The organism is Paenibacillus rhizophilus (assembly GCF_003854965.1).
Taxonomy (GTDB): Bacteria; Bacillota; Bacilli; order Paenibacillales; family Paenibacillaceae; genus Paenibacillus_AQ; species Paenibacillus_AQ rhizophilus.
In genome coordinates, this window is sequence record NZ_RQPI01000003.1 from 78,926 (window position 1) to 101,332 (window position 22,407).

At 54.0% G+C, this 22,407-nt stretch carries 22 protein-coding genes; 14 read left to right on the forward strand and 8 right to left on the reverse strand.

Annotated features, from left to right (window positions below):
- Positions 1–31: 31 nt before the first annotated feature.
- Both EH198_RS07585 and EH198_RS07590 read right to left on the reverse strand, forming a co-directional pair.
- Entirely contained in the window at positions 32–262 is a 231-nt protein-coding gene (locus EH198_RS07585; RefSeq protein WP_124694949.1) for a hypothetical protein, read from the reverse strand.
- The gene (locus EH198_RS07590; protein ID WP_124694950.1) at positions 259–441 is read right to left on the reverse strand and encodes a YycC family protein; all 183 of its coding nucleotides are present in this window, start codon (positions 439–441) and stop codon (positions 259–261) included. Before EH198_RS07590 ends, EH198_RS07585 begins: the two co-directional genes overlap by 4 nt.
- Positions 442–705: 264 nt before the next feature.
- On the opposite strand from EH198_RS07590, the gene EH198_RS07595 reads away from it, so the two are divergent.
- Entirely contained in the window at positions 706–2,505 is a 1,800-nt protein-coding gene (locus tag EH198_RS07595; RefSeq protein ID WP_124694951.1) for a M3 family oligoendopeptidase, read from the forward strand.
- 300 nt (positions 2,506–2,805) lie between these two features.
- A complete protein-coding gene (locus EH198_RS07600) occupies positions 2,806–3,213 on the forward strand; it encodes an O-methyltransferase (protein WP_124694952.1) in 408 nt (135 codons plus the stop codon).
- Positions 3,214–3,335: 122 nt separating this feature from the next.
- On the opposite strand, the gene EH198_RS07605 is transcribed toward EH198_RS07600, so the two are convergent.
- Together EH198_RS07605 and EH198_RS07610 are read right to left on the reverse strand one after the other, a co-directional pair.
- A complete protein-coding gene (locus EH198_RS07605; RefSeq protein ID WP_124694953.1) occupies positions 3,336–3,578 on the reverse strand; it encodes an alpha/beta-type small acid-soluble spore protein in 243 nt (80 codons plus the stop codon).
- Positions 3,579–3,839: 261 nt separating this feature from the next.
- On the reverse strand, positions 3,840–4,817 hold the full coding sequence (locus tag EH198_RS07610) for an aldose 1-epimerase (protein WP_124694954.1): 978 nt from the start codon (positions 4,815–4,817) through the stop codon (positions 3,840–3,842).
- Between the two features lie 495 nt (positions 4,818–5,312).
- On the opposite strand from EH198_RS07610, the gene trpS reads away from it, so the two are divergent.
- Positions 5,313–6,299: a tryptophan--tRNA ligase gene (trpS, locus tag EH198_RS07615; RefSeq protein ID WP_124694955.1), complete on the forward strand. Its 987-nt coding sequence runs from the start codon at positions 5,313–5,315 to the stop codon at positions 6,297–6,299.
- Between the two features lie 10 nt (positions 6,300–6,309).
- On the opposite strand, the gene EH198_RS24535 is transcribed toward trpS, so the two are convergent.
- Positions 6,310–6,477, reverse strand: a complete 168-nt coding sequence (locus tag EH198_RS24535) for a hypothetical protein (RefSeq protein WP_185702796.1) — start codon at positions 6,475–6,477, stop codon at positions 6,310–6,312.
- 209 nt (positions 6,478–6,686) lie between these two features.
- Positions 6,687–7,682: a metal-dependent hydrolase gene (locus EH198_RS07620; RefSeq protein ID WP_124694956.1), complete on the reverse strand. Its 996-nt coding sequence runs from the start codon at positions 7,680–7,682 to the stop codon at positions 6,687–6,689.
- A gap of 260 nt (positions 7,683–7,942) precedes the next feature.
- Here EH198_RS07620 and cyoE point away from each other — a divergent pair, with 260 nt between their 5' ends.
- Complete coding sequence (cyoE, locus tag EH198_RS07625; RefSeq protein WP_124694957.1) at positions 7,943–8,881, forward strand: heme o synthase; 939 nt, start codon at positions 7,943–7,945, stop codon at positions 8,879–8,881.
- A gap of 15 nt (positions 8,882–8,896) precedes the next feature.
- Entirely contained in the window at positions 8,897–9,514 is a 618-nt protein-coding gene (locus tag EH198_RS07630) for an SCO family protein (RefSeq protein WP_124694958.1), read from the forward strand.
- 120 nt (positions 9,515–9,634) lie between these two features.
- Here the strand turns inward: EH198_RS07630 and EH198_RS07635 are convergent, their stop codons facing one another.
- Complete coding sequence (locus EH198_RS07635) at positions 9,635–9,982, reverse strand: toprim domain-containing protein (protein ID WP_124694959.1); 348 nt, start codon at positions 9,980–9,982, stop codon at positions 9,635–9,637.
- Between the two features lie 538 nt (positions 9,983–10,520).
- Positions 10,521–11,717: an MFS transporter gene (locus tag EH198_RS07640; RefSeq protein ID WP_124694960.1), complete on the reverse strand. Its 1,197-nt coding sequence runs from the start codon at positions 11,715–11,717 to the stop codon at positions 10,521–10,523.
- Positions 11,718–12,026: 309 nt separating this feature from the next.
- Between EH198_RS07640 and EH198_RS07645 the strand changes: the two genes are divergently transcribed.
- From EH198_RS07645 to EH198_RS07685, 9 genes are all read left to right on the forward strand, one after another.
- Positions 12,027–12,464, forward strand: a complete 438-nt coding sequence (locus tag EH198_RS07645) for a hypothetical protein (protein ID WP_124694961.1) — start codon at positions 12,027–12,029, stop codon at positions 12,462–12,464.
- 58 nt (positions 12,465–12,522) lie between these two features.
- The gene (locus EH198_RS07650) at positions 12,523–13,665 is read left to right on the forward strand and encodes a transglutaminase domain-containing protein (protein WP_124694962.1); all 1,143 of its coding nucleotides are present in this window, start codon (positions 12,523–12,525) and stop codon (positions 13,663–13,665) included.
- A 43-nt stretch (positions 13,666–13,708) separates the two neighbouring features.
- Positions 13,709–15,820, forward strand: a complete 2,112-nt coding sequence (locus tag EH198_RS07655) for a peptidoglycan D,D-transpeptidase FtsI family protein (RefSeq protein WP_124694963.1) — start codon at positions 13,709–13,711, stop codon at positions 15,818–15,820.
- Positions 15,821–15,864: 44 nt separating this feature from the next.
- Complete coding sequence (locus EH198_RS07660) at positions 15,865–16,635, forward strand: Cof-type HAD-IIB family hydrolase (RefSeq protein WP_124694964.1); 771 nt, start codon at positions 15,865–15,867, stop codon at positions 16,633–16,635.
- A 60-nt stretch (positions 16,636–16,695) separates the two neighbouring features.
- Positions 16,696–17,181 carry a DUF456 domain-containing protein gene (locus tag EH198_RS07665; protein ID WP_124694965.1) on the forward strand — a complete coding sequence of 162 codons (486 nt, stop codon included), beginning with the start codon at positions 16,696–16,698 and terminating at the stop codon, positions 17,179–17,181.
- A gap of 26 nt (positions 17,182–17,207) precedes the next feature.
- The gene (locus EH198_RS07670; protein ID WP_124694966.1) at positions 17,208–18,833 is read left to right on the forward strand and encodes a putative polysaccharide biosynthesis protein; all 1,626 of its coding nucleotides are present in this window, start codon (positions 17,208–17,210) and stop codon (positions 18,831–18,833) included.
- A 77-nt stretch (positions 18,834–18,910) separates the two neighbouring features.
- Positions 18,911–19,255, forward strand: a complete 345-nt coding sequence (locus EH198_RS07675) for a thioredoxin family protein (RefSeq protein ID WP_124694967.1) — start codon at positions 18,911–18,913, stop codon at positions 19,253–19,255.
- Positions 19,256–19,593: 338 nt separating this feature from the next.
- On the forward strand, positions 19,594–20,547 hold the full coding sequence (locus tag EH198_RS07680; protein ID WP_124694968.1) for a COX15/CtaA family protein: 954 nt from the start codon (positions 19,594–19,596) through the stop codon (positions 20,545–20,547).
- Positions 20,548–20,572: 25 nt separating this feature from the next.
- Positions 20,573–22,345 (forward strand): UbiD family decarboxylase, encoded by a 1,773-nt coding sequence (locus EH198_RS07685; protein WP_124694969.1) that lies wholly within the window; start codon positions 20,573–20,575, stop codon positions 22,343–22,345.
- Positions 22,346–22,407: the final 62 nt, after the last annotated feature.

A 22,407-nucleotide genomic window follows, 5' to 3' on the forward strand; every position in this document is an offset into this window, starting at 1 on the left:
GCCGGTTATACCCATAACAAAGAGGCGGCGCTTAACGCACCGCCCGGTCGAACAATAAATAATCGCCGTCGCTGTCCACGACGACCGGCCTTTCGCTGCAGCACGGGAAGACAAGCAGCTTTTTCTTGCCTTCCCGAACGCTTTGCAGCTCTTTGGGCTTCATCGGGAGAAGGACGTTCTCCGCATCGCAGAAAGGACAGGACTGGACGTATAAATCGCCCAGAATGAGTTCATACGGCCAGGTATGGCTGAATGGAATCATGCTTCGTCCTTGCCTTCACCGCCGGCTTTCCCGTTATCGCCATCCGTATTTTTTTTGGATAACTCGGCTATTTTTTGCATTAAAATATGCTGGGGCATATGCATCAAGTGTTCAAGGGGCACACCCAGCTGCTTGGAGAGCGCCAAGGCCGTTTCCGGCGAAATTTGCAGTGGCCGCATTGTCAATGTCCTCCTGTCCTCTTGTGAAATATAAAGGCATTTTGCAGAATCCAAATTCAAACGCTTACGTGTACAAGCTACGGACGAGTTGAAGCATTCCCGTCTTTGGATTACGATGAATAAGCCGGAACCCCGGATTTTCCGCTCAATGCTTAATAGGTAAGGCGTGTTATTCACTTTACCATGGGATGCGGCGTATTACAAAGCGAATGTTAAATGAACGGATTCGAGAATGGATTATACGTAAAGGAATGGTGATAGAAGATGAAACAGCCGTTATCTCTGACCTGGGAACTCGATTCTCTCTTTCCGGGGGGATCTTCATCTCCCGAGTTTGAACGCTTCTTAAGCGAACTGGAGAACGATATCGGCACGCTTGCGGAGAAGGTAAGAGCAGCCCAGGCTCCGGCGGATTTGGAGTCGACGAAAACTCTGGACGGCGTGATCGACCTCCTGCAGAGCTGTACCGCGCGGCTGGTTCAGGCCTCGGAGTTTGCCGGATGCCTCGGAGCGCAGAACCAGCAGGATAAAGGGGCCATCCGCCTGTCGGGAACCGTGGCCGGACTCAGCGCCCGGTTTCAGGGCGTGTCGTCGGAATTCGAGAATGTACTGCGCCAGACCGGAGATGAGGTGTGGGGAGAGTGGATCGAGCGGCCCGAAATCGCGCCGCTGTCGTTCGTGCTGAGTGAAAGCCGGGACCAGGCCCGCGAGAAAATGAGCCCGGAACTGGAGAGCCTGGCGCTTGAGCTGGCGGTGGATGGCTATCACGGCTGGAGCGAGCACTATGAGACGATCGTCAGTTCCATCTCCATACCATACTTAGATGAGGACGGAGAGAAGCTGTTGTCGGCGGGCCAAGCTTTCAACAAGCTGCACGTTAATGACAATAAAGCCCGCAAGGAAATGTTCGCCAAATGGGAAAAGGCGTGGGAAGGCGTCGCCGATTATGCCGCGGATACGCTGAATCATCTGGCTGGCTTCCGCCTGAAGCTCTATGAGCGCCGGGGATGGGACGATGTGCTGAAGGAGCCGCTCAGCATCAACCGCATGTCCCGCGAGTCGCTTGATGTCATGTGGGACGTTATCGTCAAGAGCAAGCCGGCCCTCATCTCATACTTGGAGCGCAAGGCGAAGCTGCTGGGACTTACGAAGCTCGGCTGGGAAGACGTCGAAGCCCCGCTGGCGAGTTCTTCAGGCAAGATATCCTATGACCGGGCGGCTGAAGAAATCGTCACTCAGTTCGGAAAATTCAGTCCGAAGCTTGCGGAATTTGCCGAGCGCGCATTTGACAGCAGCTGGATTGAAGTGGAGGATCGGCCGGGCAAGCGTCCTGGCGGCTTCTGCGTCTCGTTCCCGCTGATCAAGGAATCGCGGATCTTTATGACGTACAGCGGCACGCCTTCCAATGTCGCCACACTGGCCCATGAGCTCGGCCACGCCTACCATTCCTTCCTGCTGGATGACCAGCCTGTGCTCAATCAGAACTACGCCATGAACGTGGCCGAAACGGCCTCGACGTTCGCCGAAGTTATCGTATCCGACGCGCAGGTCAAGGCGGCGGACAGCGATGAAGAGAAGCTGGCTCTGCTGGAGGAGAAGATTCAGAACAGCGTCGCTTTTTTCATGAATATACATGCCCGGTTCCTGTTCGAGACCCGATTTTACGAGAAGCGCAAGGCGGGATTGGTCAGTGCGGAGGAGATTTCAACGCTTATGGCGGAGGCGCAGAAGGAAGCGTTCGGCGGCATTTTGTCCGGCTACCATCCGCATTTCTGGGCGTCCAAGCTGCATTTTTATATTACCGGCGTGCCGTTCTATAATTTCCCGTACACCGTCGGATACATGTTCAGCACCGGCCTTTACCGTCTTGCTCTGCAGGAAGGGCCGTCCTTTGCGGACAAATACGATGCGCTGCTGCGCGACACCGGCGTTATGACGCTTGAGGATCTGGCCCGCAAGCATTTGGGTGTGGATTTGACACAGCCGGACTTCTGGCAGGGAGCCGCCGACTTGATTATTGAGGACATTTCCACCTTTCTTGAGATGACGAAGCATTTGGCTTGACTTCGCGTTTGCGCAAATTTATGCATTTATTGATGCATAAAGCCTGTATAATTGCGTTTTTATTGTGCGAATACGAACGACCCTCGCGATGAATTGCATTGCGGGGGTCGTTTTTCATTGATATTTGTCGAAAACGATCGATAATGCAGCAGGGATTTGGAAGAAAATGATGAAAAATGCGAATATATAGGGATTATAACCCAATTATGTTGTTAATTGTTGTGTGGCTTGGTCTGATATCCTATAATGAGTCCTAAGCCTTAGGCAGTAAGGCTGTATGTATGAAAGAGGAGGAAAGTTATGCTTAAGACGGAACAATTGTCTTTGGCAAGGCAGATGGACCTGGTTTTTAAAGAGCTTCAGGAGGAATTGTCGGGGTTGTCTTCCGGTACCGTTTTTGTACAAATACGAAATAATATCATTGGCAAATTCGGAATCCGACATAATCCTCTATCCGGGCGCAGCGGGACATTCACTGACAAGGGGGAGGGACTGACAGCCGGGCAACAATCCTCATTTCGACTAATGGCGCTGGAAAGTCTGAACTTCAAACGGCGGTGGACGCATGGCGAAATCAGCTATGAATTTGCCGTAAGGCAGGGAATTGTAATGGTCGACGCCGTTATGGAATCCAATTACAACATGGCTAACCTGATGATCCGCTATCCTCGGAATTCGCAGTCGGAGACCGATCATTATTGCGGATAATTTCGCAGCTTATTCATACTTATATTTGAAAAAGCCCCCGCGCTTCAGCGAAGCGGGAGGGCCGACAAGCTGTTCGGCGGGCCCATGCGGACCGGCTGAATAAAAAAACGATGGACTATGCATTACACATTCGAACGACCGGAGAGTTGTTGCTCTGCCAGTTGTACGAGACGCTTGGTGATATAACCTCCCAGAGAACCGGTTTCGCGGGAAGTATAGTTACCATAGTAACCGTCTTGAGGGATGGTTACTCCAAGCTCTTGCGCCGCTTCAAATTTCAGTTGTTGCAGCGCAGCGTTGGCTTGAGGAACGATCAGGTTGTTGGAACGGCTGCTGCGACCTTGGTTTTGACCTGCTTGACCCATGTTTGTCACCTCCTTCGTCCTTGGTAGAGATAGTATGGGCGCGGAGGCGGGAATTCATGCATGATAAAGAAAGGTTTTAAGGCTGGGAATAAGTGTATAAAATGACCTGGAAATTGCGGGTTTCCCGCGAATTTTCTCCAGATTGCAGGTGCACGGAATGGATAATACGATCCTTGAAAGTAAGCAAAAGGGCAACCCGGTTATTTCGGCGGGTTGCCCTCTTGGCGTTAGGTTGCAGCATCTGATACGGCTGCGGAAATGTCAGTCTTCAGGATATATCATTTCAATTGAGGTTTTCAGTTCAAGACTCTGACCGGGAGAAAGCGTCAGCAGCCCGGTAAAGCTTGGATCTTGGGAAACGTTGGGCGCATCCGGCAGCCACGTATACGGCTCGGCGCAGAGATAAAGATCGGCAGGCCCCTTCGTATAGACCACCCAATGACGGAAATATTTCTCGTCTGCGCTGTAGCGCAGCCCGTAGCCGTCATCACGGAGCAGAAGAGCCTGGACGGGAGTCTTATCGCCGATCCGCAGAGCGGTGTCGAAATTGGTGCCCTGCAGGTTCATTCCTTCATTCAAGGCTTCGAGCGAACCGAGCGGATTAACCTTTCCGCTGGGCAGGAGCTGGTCGTTCAGCTCGTAAATGCTCTCAACCGGCAGCTTAAGGCTCCACCGCCGCGGCTGGCCGTCAATCATGAACCAGGTGTGATAGCCGATACCGAAGGGGATGCTTCGTTCGCCGCCCAGATGTGTCACCTTCAGAGTCTGATTCAAGACCGCATCCTGCAGCCGGAATGTCATTTCGAATTGGAGCGGAGCCGGCAGCTGTTCCATCCAGTGGGGATCGTCTGTCGTCTTGAATTCGGTGGTTACCGCACAGCCTTCTTCGTCTTCCTCGATATCGCTGACGCACCAGGACTGTGTCCGGTGCAGGCCATGAATATGATTGTCGCCGGCGGTGTTGCGGTCAAACTGATAATGCGCACCATCAAATTCAAACTGTCCCTTGGAGATGCGCCCCGGCGGAATCAAGAGCGGAATACCGAAGTGGTAGGGCTTCTGCATATAAAAATCCAGGTCGGCCTCATCCGGCCGGCGCAGAACTTCCCGCCCTTCCTTTCGGTCCCACAGGGAGATTACGTTGTTGCCGAGACGCGGCAGCAGCGTGACTTCCAAATCGCGGCTGTGCAAAATGTAAGTATCATAACCGCACCATTGCCCTTTGGTCACCTGTTTCATGATCCATGCTCCTTTTTTCATACGCTTAATTCGAAAATGTAAATGTGAACAGATATCCTTATCATAACAGATTTATGTTCAAGCGGTTGAAGATTTCAGTATATTGCAAAATGCCCATTTGACAAACTTATCTTCGGGCTCTATGATGAACTCAGTTAACGATGTTGTCAATGCGATGACGGGGATAAGTAGGCGGGAGTGACAGGCCATCAGAAAGCCGGTGGGTGATGCGAACCGGAGAATGCCTCCCGGGTGAATGGACCCCTGAGCGCCGCGATCGAACGGGAAATCTTCCCTGGTAGACCGGCCGGATCTTCCCCGTTACAGGAAGTCTTAAGGCTGTTTGCAGCATTCCGCGATGTTTCTTTGGAAGTAAGCGCGGGAAAGGCTGAAGCGGCAAATAAGGGTGGCACCACGGTCTCACGTCCCTTCGGAGTGAGGCTTTTTTGCGTTCTTTTGTGAACAGTCATGATATTTGATCGGAGGAGTTATACTATGAAAAAAGTCCTGTCCGGCATTCAGCCCAGCGGCACCCTGACACTCGGCAATTATATCGGCGCGATGAAAAATTTCGTCAAGCTTCAGGAAGAACATGAATGCTATTTTATGGTGGTTGACCTGCATGCCGTTACCGTACCGCAGGAACCGGCCAGCTTGCGCGAGCAGTCCGAGGCGGTTGCCGCGCTGTTCATCGCGGCGGGCATCGATCCCGTCCGGTCCAATGTGTATCTGCAGTCGCATGTGCCCCAGCACGCCGAACTGGGCTGGCTGATGACGACGCTGACGGCGATGGGCGAATTGGAGCGGATGACGCAGTTTAAAGACAAGTCCTCGGGGAAAGACAACGTCGGCGCGGGATTGTTCGTCTACCCGGCGCTGATGGCCGCCGACATCCTAGTGTACAACGCGGATCTCGTTCCGGTGGGCGAAGACCAGAAGCAGCACCTGGAACTGACACGCGATCTGGCGGGACGTTTCAACCACCGATACGGCGAGTTCTTCACCATACCGGAGCCGTATATTCCGAAAGTCGGGGCCCGGATTATGTCGCTGGATGACGGACGGAAGAAGATGAGCAAGAGCAGCCCGAACGCCGGCAGCTATATCGCTCTGCTTGATTCTCCGGAAGTAATCCGCAAAAAAATCAGCCGGGCAACCACGGATTCCGGACGGGAAGTCGTATACGACCCGGCCAACAAGCCGGAAGTCAGCAATTTGATGAGCATTTATTCGGAATGCTCCGGGCTGTCCCTTGCGGAAATCACCGAACGGTATGAAGGGCAGATGTACGGCGGGTTCAAAAAGGATCTGGCGGAAGTCATCGTGGCGACGCTTGAGCCGATTCAGGAGCGGTACCGCGACATCCGCAGCTCCGGAGCCATTACCGACATCCTCGCCGCTGGCGCCGGGCGCGCCCGGGCCGTGGCGTCGGTGACGCTCGCCGGAGTCAAGGAGCGGATGGGATTCCTGCCGGCACGGTAACGTTGTGTTATCATTCTCTTTGGCTGCGGGCTTTGATGATGAATCCCCAGCCGATATTCAGCACGCATAACGCTCCCAGCAGGAGCGCGATCCAGAGCCGGTAGCTGATGGCGATGGAAGCTGCGGTGAGGAGCATAATCGAAGAAAGCGCGAACCATAACGAAAGTCCTTTACTCATTGCAGTGAGCCTCCGTTTCGCGGCAGGCCTGACGCTGTCCAATCGGGAACAAGGCGGCTGCCTAATATTAGACTATTCTATAATGAAATAGGGCAGGTTGATACTGAAAAAATCCCGGAGCGCTCGTTGCTCCGGGATTTTTTTGCGATCCTATAGGAAGTCCGCTCATTAAACGCCGATTCCGTACATGCAGCGAGACCGCTACACTTTCATGAACCCGGCTCGATGGCGAAACGCTCGTCAAGCTTCTCGCTGCTGAGCCAGCCCACATAAGTCTGAAGCGGGTGGTACTGGTGATCCATTACAAGCACCGCGACAAAGGGAAATTGCTTACGGTGCAAATAACGGACGTCTCCCCAGCGTACAATATAACCCGAAGGCAGTTCTTCCACCTCGGCGACGGCATAGGAAGTAAAGTACAGAAAAGCCTCAATATCCGGGTGGGACTTGGAGCGTTCCACGGCCGGATGCCGGGAACTGACCGCGTGCTTGAACCACTCCAAACGTCCGTAGTTAAGCTGGCCGACATAGTAGTCGCCTTCCTTTTTAGCCTTGACGACATTCCAGCGTCTTGGCGTTATCGTGGGGATGACGATATATCTGTCGCTGGGGTCATGCTTAATGTCTTTGGCTTTGATGCTGCGGGTGATCCGGAAATGCGCGACGGTTCTCCAAATGTAATACAGGACGATGATGATGTACAGCGTCACGAACAAAGGGGCCGGAGGGATAAGGCCCGTAACCCACAGCGCGATGGCTGCAAAATGGCTGCCGAAAATAAAAGGATCGAAAATATGGATAATGTTCCAGGCGATCCAGCGTTCGGTGATCGGGCGGGCCGCTTGAGTGCCGTACGTGTTAAACACATCGCTAAAGACGTGAACGGCTACCGCAATAAAGCTCCAGAGGGCGAGATGGCCGATGGAGCGCATATCGCTTAGTCCGAAAATCGGACTTAGCACAAGAGTGATCAACCCGGGCCAGAGCAATAAAAAAGGAAGGGAGTGCGTAATCCCCCTGTGATTCCGAATATAAACCGCATTGCTCTTCAAGCGAAGGGCAGTATCGGCATCGGGGGCCTGCGATCCGATGACGGTCGCCAGCATGACGGCTCCCGCCAGCATCGGCTGAGAGGCGACGGCGGGATCGACGAAGGAGAGCCCCGCAAGTCCAAAACCCATGACAAAGTGTGTAGCGGTATCCATAGCGCAGTTCTCCTTTGTACGGAAGTTCTCTATTAATAACTACCCATTTTATCACCTTAATATTTATGTTCAACTTAAATATTTCCCGTCACGCAATTGTCAAATTGATGAACATCTTGGTCAATGATTGTCAAAGTATTTTGCGGTTTGTTATGATAAAGTTAACAGCGGAAGGCTATGATTCGTCAGAAAAGACTTCGAAACAGGCTTGCAATTACGTTCCGTTTTGAAGGCAGAACATGAAGGAGGAACTCGAATACGTGGATAATCAATGGAGATATCAAGCCTCTTCCGATTCCGCGGCTATGTCCGCCAAGCTCCCCCCCGAAGCCGAACGCGCCACATGGCGCGATTTCATTACGGTTACCAAACCGGGCATTATCCGGTCGAATCTCATCGCTGCGTTCGCCGGCTACTGGCTGGCTTCCGGTTGGGACGTCGACTACGGCAAACTGATCCTGACCCTGATCGGCACGATGCTTGTCATGGCTTCGGCCTGTGTGTTCAATAACTATTTCGACCGCGATCTGGATATGAAAATGGAACGGACCAAGAAACGCGGTCTGCCGACCGGCCGTTTGAAGCCGAATACGGTTCTGCTCTACGGCATAGGACTCGGCATCACCGGACTGATCTCGCTGTTTATCTTTTCCGGAGTATTGGCGGGTCTGTTCGGTATCGTCGGCATGTTCGTCTACGTGGTGGTTTATACCCTTTGGCTGAAGCGGACCTCCACCTGGAGCACCTCGGTCGGCGCCATTTCCGGGGCGATGCCGCCGGTGATCGGTTATGCCGCCGTAACGGGCAGGGTCGATCTTGGCGCTTGGCTGCTGTTCGCGATGCTGTTCCTGTGGCAGCCCCCCCATTTCTGGGCGCTCGGCATCCGACGCAAGGAAGAATACCGTGCCGCGGGATTTCCGCTGCTTCCGGTGGTGAAAGGCACCCGCCGCACCAAGTTTCAGATGATTCCCTATGTTGCGCTGCTCGTTCCGGTTTCGGTGTTCATGTATATGTACAACTACGCCGGTATTTTTTATTTGATTATTTCCGCCGGACTCTCCGTTACCTGGCTGTATCTGACGCTGAGAGGTTTGAGGGCGAAGGATGATGACGCCTGGGCGAAACAGAACTTCTTTTTCTCCATTAACTATTTGACTCTCAGCCTGATCGCTTTGGTGCTCAATACGATTCACGGATGACGGAGGGAGAAGATCATGCACATCCTCTTACGGTACAAATGGACTTGGCTGCTGCTTCTGCTCGCGCTGGCCATGGCGGCCTATCTGGCCGCAAGCTCCTGGGCTTCCCGAACGGGGAAGCTTCCCGTTATAGGGGAAGTGCAGGACTTCTCCCTTGAAAATGTAAACGGTGACACGGTAACGCTTTCGGATACTCAGGGCAAGGTGCGGCTCGTATATTTCTTTTTTACCCAGTGTCCGGATGTGTGCCCCATTACGACCTATGCCCTGTCGCAGACGCAGGACCTGCTGATCAAGGACGGCAGCTTCGGCAAAGACGCGGCCTTCCTCTCCATCTCATTCGACCCGCAGAACGACACGCGTGAGGCGATCAAGACGTTTGCCGATCGTTTCCACGCCGATTATGCCGGCTGGTACTTCCTGCGCGGGGATCAGGAGAAGGTACGGGACCTGGCGGCGGGTTCCTTCAAAATTCTGATCGCGGGCAACAACGAGGACAATTTCGCACACGCGAACCTGATCGGGCTTGTGGACCGAAATAACCGGCTGCGCGCACTGTACAATGCCGGCGATACGGACCGGATTACCCCGGAATTTTTGGCCGATGCCGTGAAAAAGCTGGCCCGCGAGTAACGAGCAGGACCTGAAATCGGTGTCGAGAAGCGCTTTTTTCGCTTTCCCCCTTTTGTGCAAGGAAGGGAGGAGCCGAAAAAGGCGCTTTTTTTCGGGAATAAAGGCACAGGCTGCTTTAATTTAATAAGGAAGCGGATCGGGATAGATAATGAACTCTTCCAATCCCGCCTTTTCCAGCTGCGCAATATTGTATTCATCGGGAGTGCCTTCGACTCCGGCGTAACCGCGGCGGGTGTATATATGCTCCGCGTCGGGAAAAGCATCGCGCAGGACGCCGCGTATTTTTTTGCCGGAGCTGTCGTTGTCCATGTAAAGGTACACTTCGCTGTCTCCGACTTGTTTGCGCAGGGCCTCCAGCTTGAGCGTATTGAGCGTGCCGTTGGTGCATAGAATGTTGATCTCGGGCTTCAGCAGACGCCGTAAGCGGCTGCGGTCATTCTTTCCTTCGACAATAATGGTGATGGACATGATAGCGGCGTCACCTCCGACCGAATAATGAAAGCGCGGCATGAAAGGCAGCCGGGCCTTAAATATATATTACCTAACGTTTGTCATTTTTAACAGAATGGCGGTGCGATTGTAATCATTCCCCGGGAAATGTCGCATAATCACCGGACAATGTGCGGAATTTGTTTCGTACCTATAAATATGTACATTTATACAAAAATCACCCGGATGCCGACGGCGGTCCGGATGATTCGCGGAGTATGCCTATAAAGTGTAAAGTTCGTGTCCTATAACCAGCAAGTTTTAAGGATGATGACAAGCAGAATGTAGAGGACCAGAATAACACCGGTAGAAGTCGGGCACACCGGAGCCGTATGAACCGGAGCAACCATGGGCTTAGGGCAGCAGGGATTGGTCATTTGTAATTCAACTCTCTTTCGCAATGGATTCTTAACTACGATGTATTATATGTCGATTTATCTACCGGGTTTGTGTCCCTGCCCATCATCCGGCAGACGGACGTGACTGTATTTTCAGGCGTTTGTCAGATTGAGTCCCTTCAGATTACCGGTCCTTGCAGGTCCGGGCGGTAGGCGGAAAGCTTGCCTGAACCGGGACGAGGAATCAGCAGCAGCGCCATCATCATCAGAAGGAAGGCAATGAAGTAAGGCGAGACGAGCCCCCGCAGCTGTCCGGCGGCGACAGGACCGGCGAAGGCGCCGAGGGAAGTCGCAATCGACTGCAGCGAGAAGGTCCGCCCCAGGCGCCCGGGACCGCTGATGTTGATAAAAAGCGCAGCCATCGCCGGGAACAGCACGCCCTTTGCGGTCCCCAATAGAAACAAAACAACTGCCGGAGGGATAGAGGGGACGGCGGCAAGACCGAAGAAGCAGAGCGCCATGCCGAGCAGCGCCGCGCTGATTCGCCAGAGGGCAGGCAGGCGGTTCAGAAACAGCATACTCAGGGTGACAAGCGCGCCGAGGCTGAGCAGCGAAAGCAATATTCCGGTCGAAAGAATGCCCTTGTTTCCATTTCCGGCCTGCGACAGGGGAAGCTCGAAGAAGAGCACGCCCTGAGCGGAGGCAATAAAGAATGGAAGCAGGAGATACCGCAAGGGAATCGGCTTCGCTGTGACGGCTTCCGGTGAAATCAACGCTTCGGTGCGTCCGTCCCCCGCCGCTGCGCTTACCGCCTGCGCCGGCTGCTCTCTAGCCCCCTTGGGCACGCTGAAAAACGCCATAACGCCGGTGGCGATCAGCAGCCAGCCCAGGCTCTGAAAGGTTCCGGAGAAGCCGGCTTTGGCCACGACGAAAGCGCCGGCCGCCGGCGAAAGGACGGAAGCGAGCGTATGCACGATTCCCTGGCCGGACATGTACTTCCCCTGCTTCACCGAATCGCTTGACAGCGAGGCAAGCAGCGACATGCAGGCGGGAGAGAGGAAGGCGAGCGCAAAACCGCTCGCTGCCCTGAGAAGCAGCAGATGCCACGGCAGCTGGGCATAGGCCTGGAGCAGCAGAATCGCTCCCGCGGCGACCAGGCTGTAGACGATATAGCGGCGGCTGCCCTTTCGGTCAATCAGTACGCCGGCAAGCAGATTGCCGGGAAGATGGGTGAGCGAATACATTCCCATCATCCAGCCGATAAAGGCTGGCCCGGCGCCAAGAGAGATGGCGAAGGGGGTCAGAATGGGATACTGCGCATGCAGATCAAAATAGGCGAGGAACAAGAACAGGTAAAGCCAGAGTGCGGTTTTCAAGCAGCTTTGCACCTCCAAGAGCCGACCCCGGCCTGCCAGGTCAGGGCGGAGAGAATGTGGACGAAAGAAACGCCATCACTGGCGTTGTGGACAATCGCTACTTGTACTTTACGTGAGGACGGATGGGCATATACCGATTTTTTCACAACGCTGTAGAACTCCCCGCCGCAAAGCTTACAATGTTGTTACCCCTCGCCGGATTTATGTAATATGCCGAAGGATCATGTATAATATTGAATATCCGTGGCACAACGCCGAACCAAGCGTGAGTCCGGGGCAAATGAGTTACAGGAGTGTGTTGCAGGATTGATGGATACTCAAGTATGGTCGCAATTTATCAGAGAAAATTGGCTCGTTATCGTTATCGGGCTTGTGCTGCTGTTCGCTGTTGTTAATTTGGTCAAAACAGTGCTGAAATGGGCGATTGCCATTGTTATTGTCGCAGGATTGTTCATTTACAGCGGAGTTACGATAGATCAGATCGGAGATGCCGTAAGCAAAGTGAAAGAGGGAACGGTCGACACACTGAAAACCGAGGCCCAGGAAGTGATGCTGAAAGAAGCTAAGGACGCCGTCTACACTTCGCATGGAGACGGAACCTTTACCATTACGACCCCCAATATCGAGGTGAAGGGCAAAGCCGGAGAGGACAAGGTGAGCGTTACCTTCCGCGGCGTCAGCCTCGGTCAGTGGAGCGTTAACGATACGCTGCAAAGCTTCATCAATGAAGCTCGTAAAGCTCAGTAACTTGATTAATAATGAATGCCGCTAAAAATATGAAAGGTGTTAGAGCAGGAGGGAAGATATGTTGAACGAATGGCTGCAGAGCCTGCGCGATGCCAATATTATCACTTTAATTTTGCTGCTTGTTGCCGCCTTTTCGTTGGTTCAAGGCTGGTTCAGGGGATTTTCCTTATCCGCGGGCAGATTGTTCGGACTGCTCGGTTCGGGCATTGCCACGATTTCGGCGCTGGTTCTCTCCGCGCTGGCCGCGGCGTATTTTTCGCCCTATGTTCAAACTTGGGCTGCGGGAACGGCAGCGCCAGAAGGAGAATTGAAGCAGTGGCAGCAGATTTATTACACTGCCGTGTCGGCGCTTGCGGGACTCCCTATGCTGCGGTTCCTGCTCCTACTGATCATGGGTTACAGCCTGATCCGGATCATCCTGGGGCTTCTAGCCCCGCTGCTGCCGTTTCCCCGGAGCCGGCGGCCAGGGCTGCTGGGCCGGAAAATCTCGGCAGGAAGCCGCTTGGGCGGTGCGGGTATCGGACTTTTCATAGGCGCCGTTCGTTGCCTCTTGATCATTATCGCGCTGTATGTCGGAACCGGTCTGAGTCCAAGCAGCGGGTTGGCCCGCTACGTCCAAGATTCGCCGGTATACCGGCAGGGCGTCGAATCCGTTATTAAGCCTGTGGCCGGCACGGCGGTGCAGGACAATCTGCCGGTACTGACCAAGGCGGTCGCCGCAGAGATGAACGATATTCTCCGCCGCAAATACGAAATTATCGACCGGGACGTGTCAAGCGATATCACCGGAGCGGCGTCGGACATTGCCGGGAAGGCGGAGAACGACGAGAAGAAGGCACGGCTGCTCTACGATTGGGTAGGCAGCAGGATTTCCTACGATTATGCCAAAGCCGAGAATTATGAGCAGAAAAGAATATGGAAAGAGCAGACGCCGCAGGATACCTTCGATACCCGGCTAGGCGTATGCATCGACTATGCTCGTCTGTATGCCGTAATGGCCCGTTCGCAGGGTCTTGATGTGCGGGTGGTGACCGGCCGCGGCTATGACGGGCAGGGTGGATACGGGCCGCATGCCTGGAACGAGGTATACGTCCCCGAGCGGAAAGCGTGGATTCCTTTGGACTCCACTTGGGCGAAGAGCGGAGACTGGTTCAATCCGCCGGATTTTGACTCCACGCATATCAAGGAAAGTGTGCTTTGAGGCATTTAATTCTATATATTTAAATTATAAAGGAGAGAACAAAGTGAGCCTTTTTCGCAAACAGGGCTCGCCTTCGGACGAGACCAATAGCAAGAGCACCCTGGCGCTACGGATCAATGTATTCTTTTTCAGCACATTTGTCATTTTCTGCGTAATTATTATCCGTCTTGCGGTACTGCAATTCGTGGAAGGCCCGACGCTGACCGAAGTGGAGACGAATCGGGATACGAAAGATGTGCCGCTTGCCGCTATGCGGGGTTCGATCCTCGCCGCCGGAGGCGAGAAGATTGCTTATTCCACCCCCGTGCAGTCGCTGTACATTACGCTGACCAAGGAATATACGGCAAAAAAGACGGACAAGGATACCGGGATTACGGATTTCACTCCCGAAGCCAAGGCGAAAGCCGACAAATTGGCAGCAGATTTGGTGGATAAGTTCAATAGTCTAGGCGATACGACCGAGCAAAAGCTAACGGTGCAAGAAGTCAAGGACTCGTTCGACTTGGAGTTCAAGAAGTACAATGGCTATACCCCCCGCCGGATCAAGGTGGGACTCTCCACCAAGGAAGTCGCATATTTTATGGAGCACAAGGATGAATACCCTGGCTTGGAAGTCGTGGAAGAGAATGTGCGGCATTACGACAAGGATACGGTGGCTGTGCAAACGGTCGGGTATATCAAGCTGTTCAAGAATTCCAACAGTCTTCCCATCTACAAGAACGTTCTAAACGCAATGAAAAAGGATCCGACAGCGGGCCTGACCTACAAAGACGATGAGTTCGTCGGTTTCGACGGCCTTGAGCTTCAGTACCAGCGCGATCTTCGCGGACAGAACGGATACCAGGAGATTTCCATCAATCCGCAGAACATGGCGGAAAAAATTGAGAAGGTTGTCCCTCCTGTAAAGGGGAATGACATTTGGATGACCGTCAATAAAAATGTTCAGCTCAAGACGGAACAGGCGATAACCGATCAATTGAAATGGCTGCATACCCATGCGGTTCAGGGAAAGACGCATCCTGACGCTGTAACGGGCTACGCGGTCGCCATGGAAGTGGATACCGGAAATATCGTGGCGATGGCCAGCATGCCGGATTACGATACGAACGCCTGGACAAGTGGCAGCATTGATACGGAAGTTTGGAATGAAATTATGGATAATTACCAAAATGGCACGATTACTCCAAATGCTTCAGGCAGATCGGGGAATGGGTTGGGCTCGGTTTTGTTCATGGGTTCCACGATTAAACCGTTAAGTGTACTGATTGGCTTAAATGAAGGCTTGTTTACTACTTCAACCGGTTACTCCGATAAGGGGATCACTTATTTCGGCAAAGCCGGCCATGAAACATCAGTAAGAAATGCATCGAATCATGTTTATGGATACATGGACCCGGCCCTGGCCATTCAACATTCCTCCAACGTGTTTATGGTTGATATGGTAGGGAAAAAACTTTACCAGAAATATCAGGATAAAGGGCTCGAGGTCTGGGACAAATACATGAAAGAATTCGGACTCGGAGTGTCGACGCAAAGCGGTCTGCCCAAAGAGTATTTGGGATTGATAAATTACAATAATATCAAACAGACCGGTAGTGTTCAGGCCTCTCTCGTGTATGCTTCATTTGGCCAGCAGGGCGGCTATACGGCGCTTCAACTTGCTCAGTACGTATCTACGCTTGCCAACAAAGGCGAACGCATTAAACCTCAGCTCGTCAGCAAAATAACGGATTCCTCGGGAAACGTGGTCAAGGAGTTCGGACGCGAGGTACTGAATACCGTTAAGATGGATGACTCTTTCTGGAATGAGGTCAAACGGGGGATGAACAGTGACGTTAGCGCGTTCGATAATTTCCCCTATGATTTCGCTCGCAAAACAGGGACCTCGCAGCAGGTGGCAAAAGGGAAACTGCGCGATAACGGCGTCTTTATCGCCTACGCGCCGCGCGAGAATCCGAAGCTGGCGGTAGCTGTTATTATCCCCGAAGGCGGCTTCGGCTCGAACAGCGCCGCGCCGGTGGCGCGCAAAATCTTCGATGCTTACGACTGGGAGTACGGGCTGAATGGCGTGCCGAAGAAGGGCCAGCAGCAGAATCAATCGGCGGCTCAAACCGGTACCGCCTCGAAGAATATGGAGACAACGGGAACTAACTAAATTTTTAAATATCAACCAATAAAACAGAAAATGGAGGGATGGCTATGACTGCCAAATACCGCCTGCTTGCTTTGGATATGGATGGGACCCTGCTGAATGATGAACAATTGATTACGCCGGAGACGGTAAAATGGATTCACCGGGCGGTGGACGCGGGCATCCATGTCTGCTTGTCCACCGGGCGCTCTTTCGACTCCGCGTATCCTTACGCCGAGCAGCTTGGGCTCAAGACCCCGATGGTGACGGTAAACGGAAGTGAAGTGTGGCGGGCGCCGTATGAGCTGTACCGCCGTTCCCTGATGGACCCGCAGCTAGTCAAACAAATGCACGCGATCGCGGTCGAGTCCGGCATCTGGTATTGGGCGTATGCCGTCGATGGCGTCTATAACAAGGAAAGCTGGGACGGCAATATCGACGGGCGGGAGTGGCTGAAGTTCGGCTACCATACGGAAGATGACGAAATCCGCCATCAGGTGCTGTTGAAGCTTCAGGATATGGGCGGTTTGGAGATTACGAACTCTTCCCCTTATAATCTCGAAATCAATCCCCTCGGCGTGAACAAGGCATCCGGCATCAAGGAAGTATGCGGCCTGCTGGGCATCACCGTGGAGGAAGTCGTCGCGGTCGGCGATAGCCTGAATGATCTGGCGGTTATTCAGCAGGCAGGTCTTGGCGTAGCTATGGGCAATGCCCAGGATACCGTCAAGCAGGAAGCCGATGCAGTAACCTCGACGAACAACGAAGATGGCATTGCCGAAGTCATCCGCCGTTTCCTATTGCTTGATGAAGTAGAGGCTTCCCAGCGCAGACCGTAACTTAACGCAAAGGCCTGCGGATGAGGGTTCGCTGACAATAAAATACAGGAGGGACCAAGCTTGACTATTCTCGGTTGGATTCTGATTATCGCACTGTTTGCCGTCGGCTTGGCCGGGGCCGTCTATCCCATATTGCCGGGAGCTTTGGCAATTTACTTTGCCTTTTTCGTCTACGGCTGGTTCTTCGGGTTCGCGCCGTTCGGGCCGTGGTTCTGGATTATTCAGACGCTGATCGTCGCTGTGCTGTTCATTGCCGACTATGTCGTGGGGGCATGGGGCGTCAAAAAATTCGGCGGTTCGCGCGCTTCCATTATCGGAAGTACAATCGGCCTGATCACGGGACCGTTCGTGATTCCGGCGTTCGGCCTCATTATCGGTCCGCTTCTCGGCGCATTTATCGGCGAGATGATCGCCGGATCGAATCCGGGCAAAGCGCTCAAGGTCAGCGCCGGCTCCATGCTCGGGCTGTTCAGCAGCACGGTGGTTAAAATTGTGCTGCAGATCGCCATGGTCATCCTCTTCTTTATTTGGATCGGCCGGTATTAAATTCACTGCAAAGAAGGGGAAACAGGTTGTCGAAGAAAGATTCTTTTGTTAAAGGCACGATTATTCTCGCCGCCGCCGCCCTGGTGGCGCGCGTGCTTGGCATTTTTCAGCGGGTTCCGCTTGAGCATTTATTCAATGATGTCGGGGATGCGGCCTTTTCGCAGGCCAACAATGTATATCTTATGCTGCTGACGCTCGCCACGGCGGGCATTCCCAGCACGCTCAGCAAAATGGTATCAGAGCGCTACGCCCTGAACCGTCCGGATGAAGCGCGCCAGGTTTACCGGGCCGCGCTTATTTTTGGCGCCGTCGCCGGCGTGATCATCAGCGCGGCGCTGTACATAGCCGCCCCGCTGTTCGCGAAGCATGCGGGAGTGCCGGAAAGCACGCTGGCGATCCGGGCCATTGCCCCCGCGCTGCTGCTGTTCCCAACCATCGCGATGATGCGCGGGTACTCGCAGGGCCGCAACAATATGATGGCCAACGGGATTTCGCAAATCGTGGAGCAGATCGCCCGCGTGTTTACGGCCATCCTGCTGGCTTTCCTCTTGCTCCATCAAGGATACGGCAACCCGGTTATGGCGGCGGGGGCTTCGTTCGGCAGTGTGTTCGGCAGCATCGGGGCTTTTGCCATTATGCTGTATGCCGCTATCAAAATGAAGCGGAGCGACAAGCAAAATGGAATCCATGCTTCTTCCGAAGCCAAACTGCCGCTGCTCGGTATTTATAAAGATATTTTCAGCTTATCCATTCCAATCATTTTGTCTTCCATGACGATTCAGGCGGTCTATTTTATTGACTCTTCCCTGATCGTTCCGCTGTTAAGCGGGCAGGTGGGCGGCGGCGAGGCGACAAGGCTGCTCGGTATTCTCGGCCAGAAGGCGCAGAGCATCGCTGGTATCCCGCCCGTGCTGGCGATCGCCCTCAGCACTTCGCTGATCCCGGTCATTTCGGCGGCCTACGCCCGCCGGGATGAGGATCACCTGAAGCGGCAGATCACGCTCGCGATGCGCATCGCCATCCTGACCGGAACGCCGATCGTGTTGTCGCTTGTTGTGGCGGCCTACTCGGTGAATGGCCTGCTCTTCACGAGCCCCTCCGGTAGCGGCATGATTGCCCTGCTGACACTGGGAACTATTTTTCAGATTACGATGACCACTTCGAACTCCATTCTGCTCGGTATGGGCAAATCGCGCATTTCCATGTTTTACGTGCTGGCTGGGATTATCGTCAAGCTGGCGGCGAGCGTCCTGCTTAGCCGGTTCATGGGCATTTACGGTATTATTATCGCTACGGCGCTTTGCTTTATCGTAATCACTGCCCTTAATTTGCGGCTGCTCCGGACCATTGTGCCGTTCGAGATTATGGGTAAGCGCTGGAGAGGATATCTGCTGGCCGTGCTTGTGTCGGGCGCCGCCGGTTACGGCCTGAATGAGGCAGGAATCGCCCTTTCCGGAATGATGCCTGCTCGCCTGGCCTATCTGATTGCGTGTCTGGCCGCAGGAGCGGGGGTTGTCATCCTTTATCTTGTTATGTTGATTGTTCAGGGTGTATTAAGCGCCCAGGAGCTGGCAAGCTATCCGCGTCCGGTGCGGAAGCTGCTGAACCCGCTCATGAAGCTGCAGCCGTCGCGCGTGCGGGAAAGAGACTAGAGGTATTTGACTTCCGCTGCGCATTTTGCTTCACTTAAAGAGAAACCATTGTCATATTAGAAGGGACGGTGCAAGTTATGGACAAAATCAGCTCTCCGGCTGAATTTCAGGTGGCCATCCAATCTCCAAGACTGACCGTGGCCGTATTCAAGGCAGACTGGTGCGGAGATTGCAAGTTTATCGATCCGTTTATGCCCGAGGTTGAGCGGAATTACGCAGATAAGCTGACACTGGTGGAGGTCGACGTCGAGGCGGTTGGCGAAGTCAGCCAGGAACAGAACATCCTCGGCATCCCCAGCTTTGTCGCTTATTCGGATGGAAGAGAACTGGTCCGGTTCGTCAACAAGCTACGCAAGTCGAGACAGGAGATTGAAGATTTCCTGAACCGCGCGTCCGAGGTGTACCGGAGCATTCATAAGTAACGCGATTCGCCGCTTTCGCAGGATCCGTGCGGAGGCGGCGTTTTTTAAATATAAGAATTTATAAGCTGGGCGCTTATCATTTCGTCTTATATTTCTACGAGAGAGAAATTCAAATTTTATACATGCAGGTGTGCCGTATCTCCCCTTATCGGTTATAATGGAAACGCATAACTTTCTGTAACGCAAGCCCGGGAAGCTTCTTCAAAGTATAAGAATTTATAAGTTTCACACTTATAAATGGCCTTATAATTCTACGAGAAATGCACTTGCGTCCTTCAGGACGCCGTCAGGCGTTTCTTCTTGCTCCATAAAACCCATAAGACGGCGGGTGATCGGATTTGACGGCGAAACAGTTGAAATGGCTTGGGTACATAACCTGTCTCATTATGTTTCTCGCCCTGCTTGGCGGAGCGCTGGTTACGAAAACGGGGTCCGGCCTCGAATGCGGAAATGAATGGCCCCTGTGCAACGGCAAGCTGATTCCGGCTTATACGCTCGGACAGATGATCGAATGGAGCCACCGGCTGATCAGCGGTCTTGCCGGCCTGTTCTCGCTTGCCTCGGCGCTGGCCTTCCGGCGATATGCCCGGGAACGCCGCGATTTGCAGGCGTATGCCTTCATGACGCTGCTCTTCGTCGTCATTCAGGCGGCCATGGGCGCGCTGGCGGTCGTCAGGCCGCAATCCGCCGCCGTTATGGCGCTGCATATGGGCTTCTCGCTGATCGCCTTCGCCAGCTCGCTGATGCTGGCTCTTGGCGCGGGAAGGCGCCCCTCCGCTGAGCAACCCGGCGCTCTTCCGCCGCTTGCCGGAGGCTTCCGCATGCTGACCTGGTTCACCGCCATTTATGCTTATATCGTCGTGTATATCGGCGCATTTGTCAGCCATACGGATTCGCAAGGCGGGTGCTCGGGCTGGCCCTTGTGCAACGGAGAAGTAATTCCGGAGCTTTCCGGAGGAGTCGGTATTATGTTCTTTCACCGGGTCGCGGCTATGCTGCTGTTTCTTCTCGTGGCGGCGCTTGGGCATTTAGCGTTCTGGCGTTACGGCGCCTACCCTGAGCTTAAGAAGCTCGGAGTCACGGCCGTCATTCTGTGCGCGCTGCAGATTCTTAGCGGAGCGGGTGTCGTCTTTACTTTGGATAATGAACAGTGGTACCTGTTTGCCGCATTGGCCCATATTGTGCTGATATCCGGTATGTTCGGCGTACTGTGCTACATGAGCGTACGCGTCTGGCAGCTTGGCAGAATAAAGAAAGAGGCTGTTTCGGATGAAATCAGCCATTTTGGATAGAGTCGGTTCAAGGAGGAACAATATATTGGGATACAGTAATTTACGTCAATGGATAGAGCAACTGCGGAAGGACAAAGATCTTGCCGTAATTGAAGCGCCGGTCGATCCTTATCTGGAGCTGGCGGAGATACACCGCCGCGTCATCCAGGAAGAGGGGCCGGCTCTGTTGTTTACGAATGTAAAAGGAACTCCTTTTCCGGTTGTTACCAACCTGTTCGGCACGGTGCGCCGGGTGGATCAAGCCTTTGGCCCCCGTCCCGAAGCGCTGATGAAATCTCTTATGGGCGCGGTGGAAACGCTTCTGCCGCCTACGGTAACCGGCGTCTGGAAGGAAAAGGGGCTGCTGTTTAACCTGCTGAAAGTCGGCATCAAGAATGTTCCACAGGGTGAGGCGCCAATCTTAAACGTCTGTCAGAGCACCGATCCGCTGAAGGGACTGCCGCGAGTCACAAGCTGGCAGGAGGACGGCGGTCCGTTCGTCACGCTGCCGCTCGTTTACACGGAAAGTCCTTCCAATCCCAAGGACCATAATCTTGGGATGTACCGGATTCAAATATACGACGATCAAACGACAGGCGTACACTGGCAGATTCACAAGGGCGGAGGCTTCCACCACCATGAGGCGGAGCAACGGAATGAAGCGCTGCCGGTATCCGTCTTTGTCGGCGGCCCGCCGGCCCTGATCGCCACGGCCATCGCCCCCGTGCCGGAGCGTATGCCGGAGCTGCTGCTGGCGTCCATGGTGCTGGGCGGCCGTCTGCCGATGGTCAAGGACCCGATGGGCGGCCACCGGATGCCGGCGGAGGCGGAATTCGTGATCCGCGGATTGGTTCCGCCGCATGAGCGCAGGCCGGAAGGCCCGTTCGGGGACCACTACGGCTACTACTCGCTAAAGCATGACTTCCCGGTCATGAATGTGCAGCGGATGTGGCACCGCAAGGATGCCATCTATCCGGCGACTATTGTCGGCAAGCCCCGCCAGGAGGATTATTACCTCGGCGATTTCCTTCAGCGGCTGCTGTCCCCGGCTTATCCGCTCGTCATGCCGTCCGTCCGCTCCCTGTGGGCGTACTCGGAATCGGGCTCCCATACGCTGGCGTCCGCCGTCGTGCGCGAAAGCTATTCGCGCGAAGCGCTGGTTTCGGCCTTCCGCATCTTGGGCGAAGGGCAGCTGTCTTTGACCAAGTTCCTGGTCCTTACGAACGAGCCGGTGGACCTGTCCGATTTTCCGAAGCTGCTGGAAACGGTGCTGGAACGGTTCAATCCGGCGGTCGATTTGTTTATATTCAACAAAACATCGCATGACACGCTCGACTACACCGGCCAGAGAATGAATCACGGCAGCAAAGGCGTCCTGATGGGTATCGGCAGCAAGGTGCGCGAGCTTCCGCGAAGCTACGAGGAGGGCAATCTGCCCGGCATCCGTGCGGCGGTGCCTTACTGCGGCGGCTGTCTTGTCGTTTCCGGCCCGTCCTATAAGGAGGATCCCGAGCTGCCGCAGCGTCTGGTGGGCGCTCTCCGGGAGAAGAACACCTCCTGGCCGCTCGTTATTCTGGTCGACAATGCCGCCGAAACGGTGAAGACGCAAACCTCCTTCCTCTGGACGGTATTTACCCGCTTCAACCCGGCTACCGATATTTTTGCCGAAGCCATGGTTAAAAATCATCATATCGGCTACGAGCTTCCGATCGTCATCGACGCCCGTATGAAGCCCGGATACCCGGACGAGCTGTTCCCGCGCGAGGATATCGTGGAGCTGGTTGACCGCAACTGGAAGAATTATTTCCCCACAGTGTAAACGAAAGATGGACAAGCCAATTCCCCAGGAAATTTTTATCCGTTGAATTTTAGCGGTGTGTT

Excerpts from the sequence above, each read along its gene's own strand:
- EH198_RS07645 (WP_124694961.1), top strand. The coding sequence starts at position 12,027 with ATGGATACTCAAGTATGGTCGCAATTTATCAGAGAAAATTGGCTCGTT.
- EH198_RS07630 (WP_124694958.1), top strand. The coding sequence starts at position 8,897 with ATGCACATCCTCTTACGGTACAAATGGACTTGGCTGCTGCTTCTGCTC.
- EH198_RS07675 (WP_124694967.1), top strand. The coding sequence starts at position 18,911 with ATGGACAAAATCAGCTCTCCGGCTGAATTTCAGGTGGCCATCCAATCT.
- trpS (WP_124694955.1), top strand. The coding sequence starts at position 5,313 with ATGAAAAAAGTCCTGTCCGGCATTCAGCCCAGCGGCACCCTGACACTC.
- EH198_RS07585 (WP_124694949.1), bottom strand. The coding sequence starts at position 262 with ATGATTCCATTCAGCCATACCTGGCCGTATGAACTCATTCTGGGCGAT.
- EH198_RS07620 (WP_124694956.1), bottom strand. The coding sequence starts at position 7,682 with ATGGATACCGCTACACACTTTGTCATGGGTTTTGGACTTGCGGGGCTC.
- EH198_RS07600 (WP_124694952.1), top strand. The coding sequence starts at position 2,806 with ATGCTTAAGACGGAACAATTGTCTTTGGCAAGGCAGATGGACCTGGTT.
- EH198_RS07635 (WP_124694959.1), bottom strand. The coding sequence starts at position 9,982 with ATGTCCATCACCATTATTGTCGAAGGAAAGAATGACCGCAGCCGCTTA.
- EH198_RS07660 (WP_124694964.1), top strand. The coding sequence starts at position 15,865 with ATGACTGCCAAATACCGCCTGCTTGCTTTGGATATGGATGGGACCCTG.
- EH198_RS07595 (WP_124694951.1), top strand. The coding sequence starts at position 706 with ATGAAACAGCCGTTATCTCTGACCTGGGAACTCGATTCTCTCTTTCCG.
- EH198_RS07650 (WP_124694962.1), top strand. The coding sequence starts at position 12,523 with ATGTTGAACGAATGGCTGCAGAGCCTGCGCGATGCCAATATTATCACT.
- EH198_RS24535 (WP_185702796.1), bottom strand. The coding sequence starts at position 6,477 with ATGAGTAAAGGACTTTCGTTATGGTTCGCGCTTTCTTCGATTATGCTC.
- EH198_RS07590 (WP_124694950.1), bottom strand. The coding sequence starts at position 441 with ATGCGGCCACTGCAAATTTCGCCGGAAACGGCCTTGGCGCTCTCCAAG.
- EH198_RS07605 (WP_124694953.1), bottom strand. The coding sequence starts at position 3,578 with ATGGGTCAAGCAGGTCAAAACCAAGGTCGCAGCAGCCGTTCCAACAAC.
- EH198_RS07610 (WP_124694954.1), bottom strand. The coding sequence starts at position 4,817 with ATGAAACAGGTGACCAAAGGGCAATGGTGCGGTTATGATACTTACATT.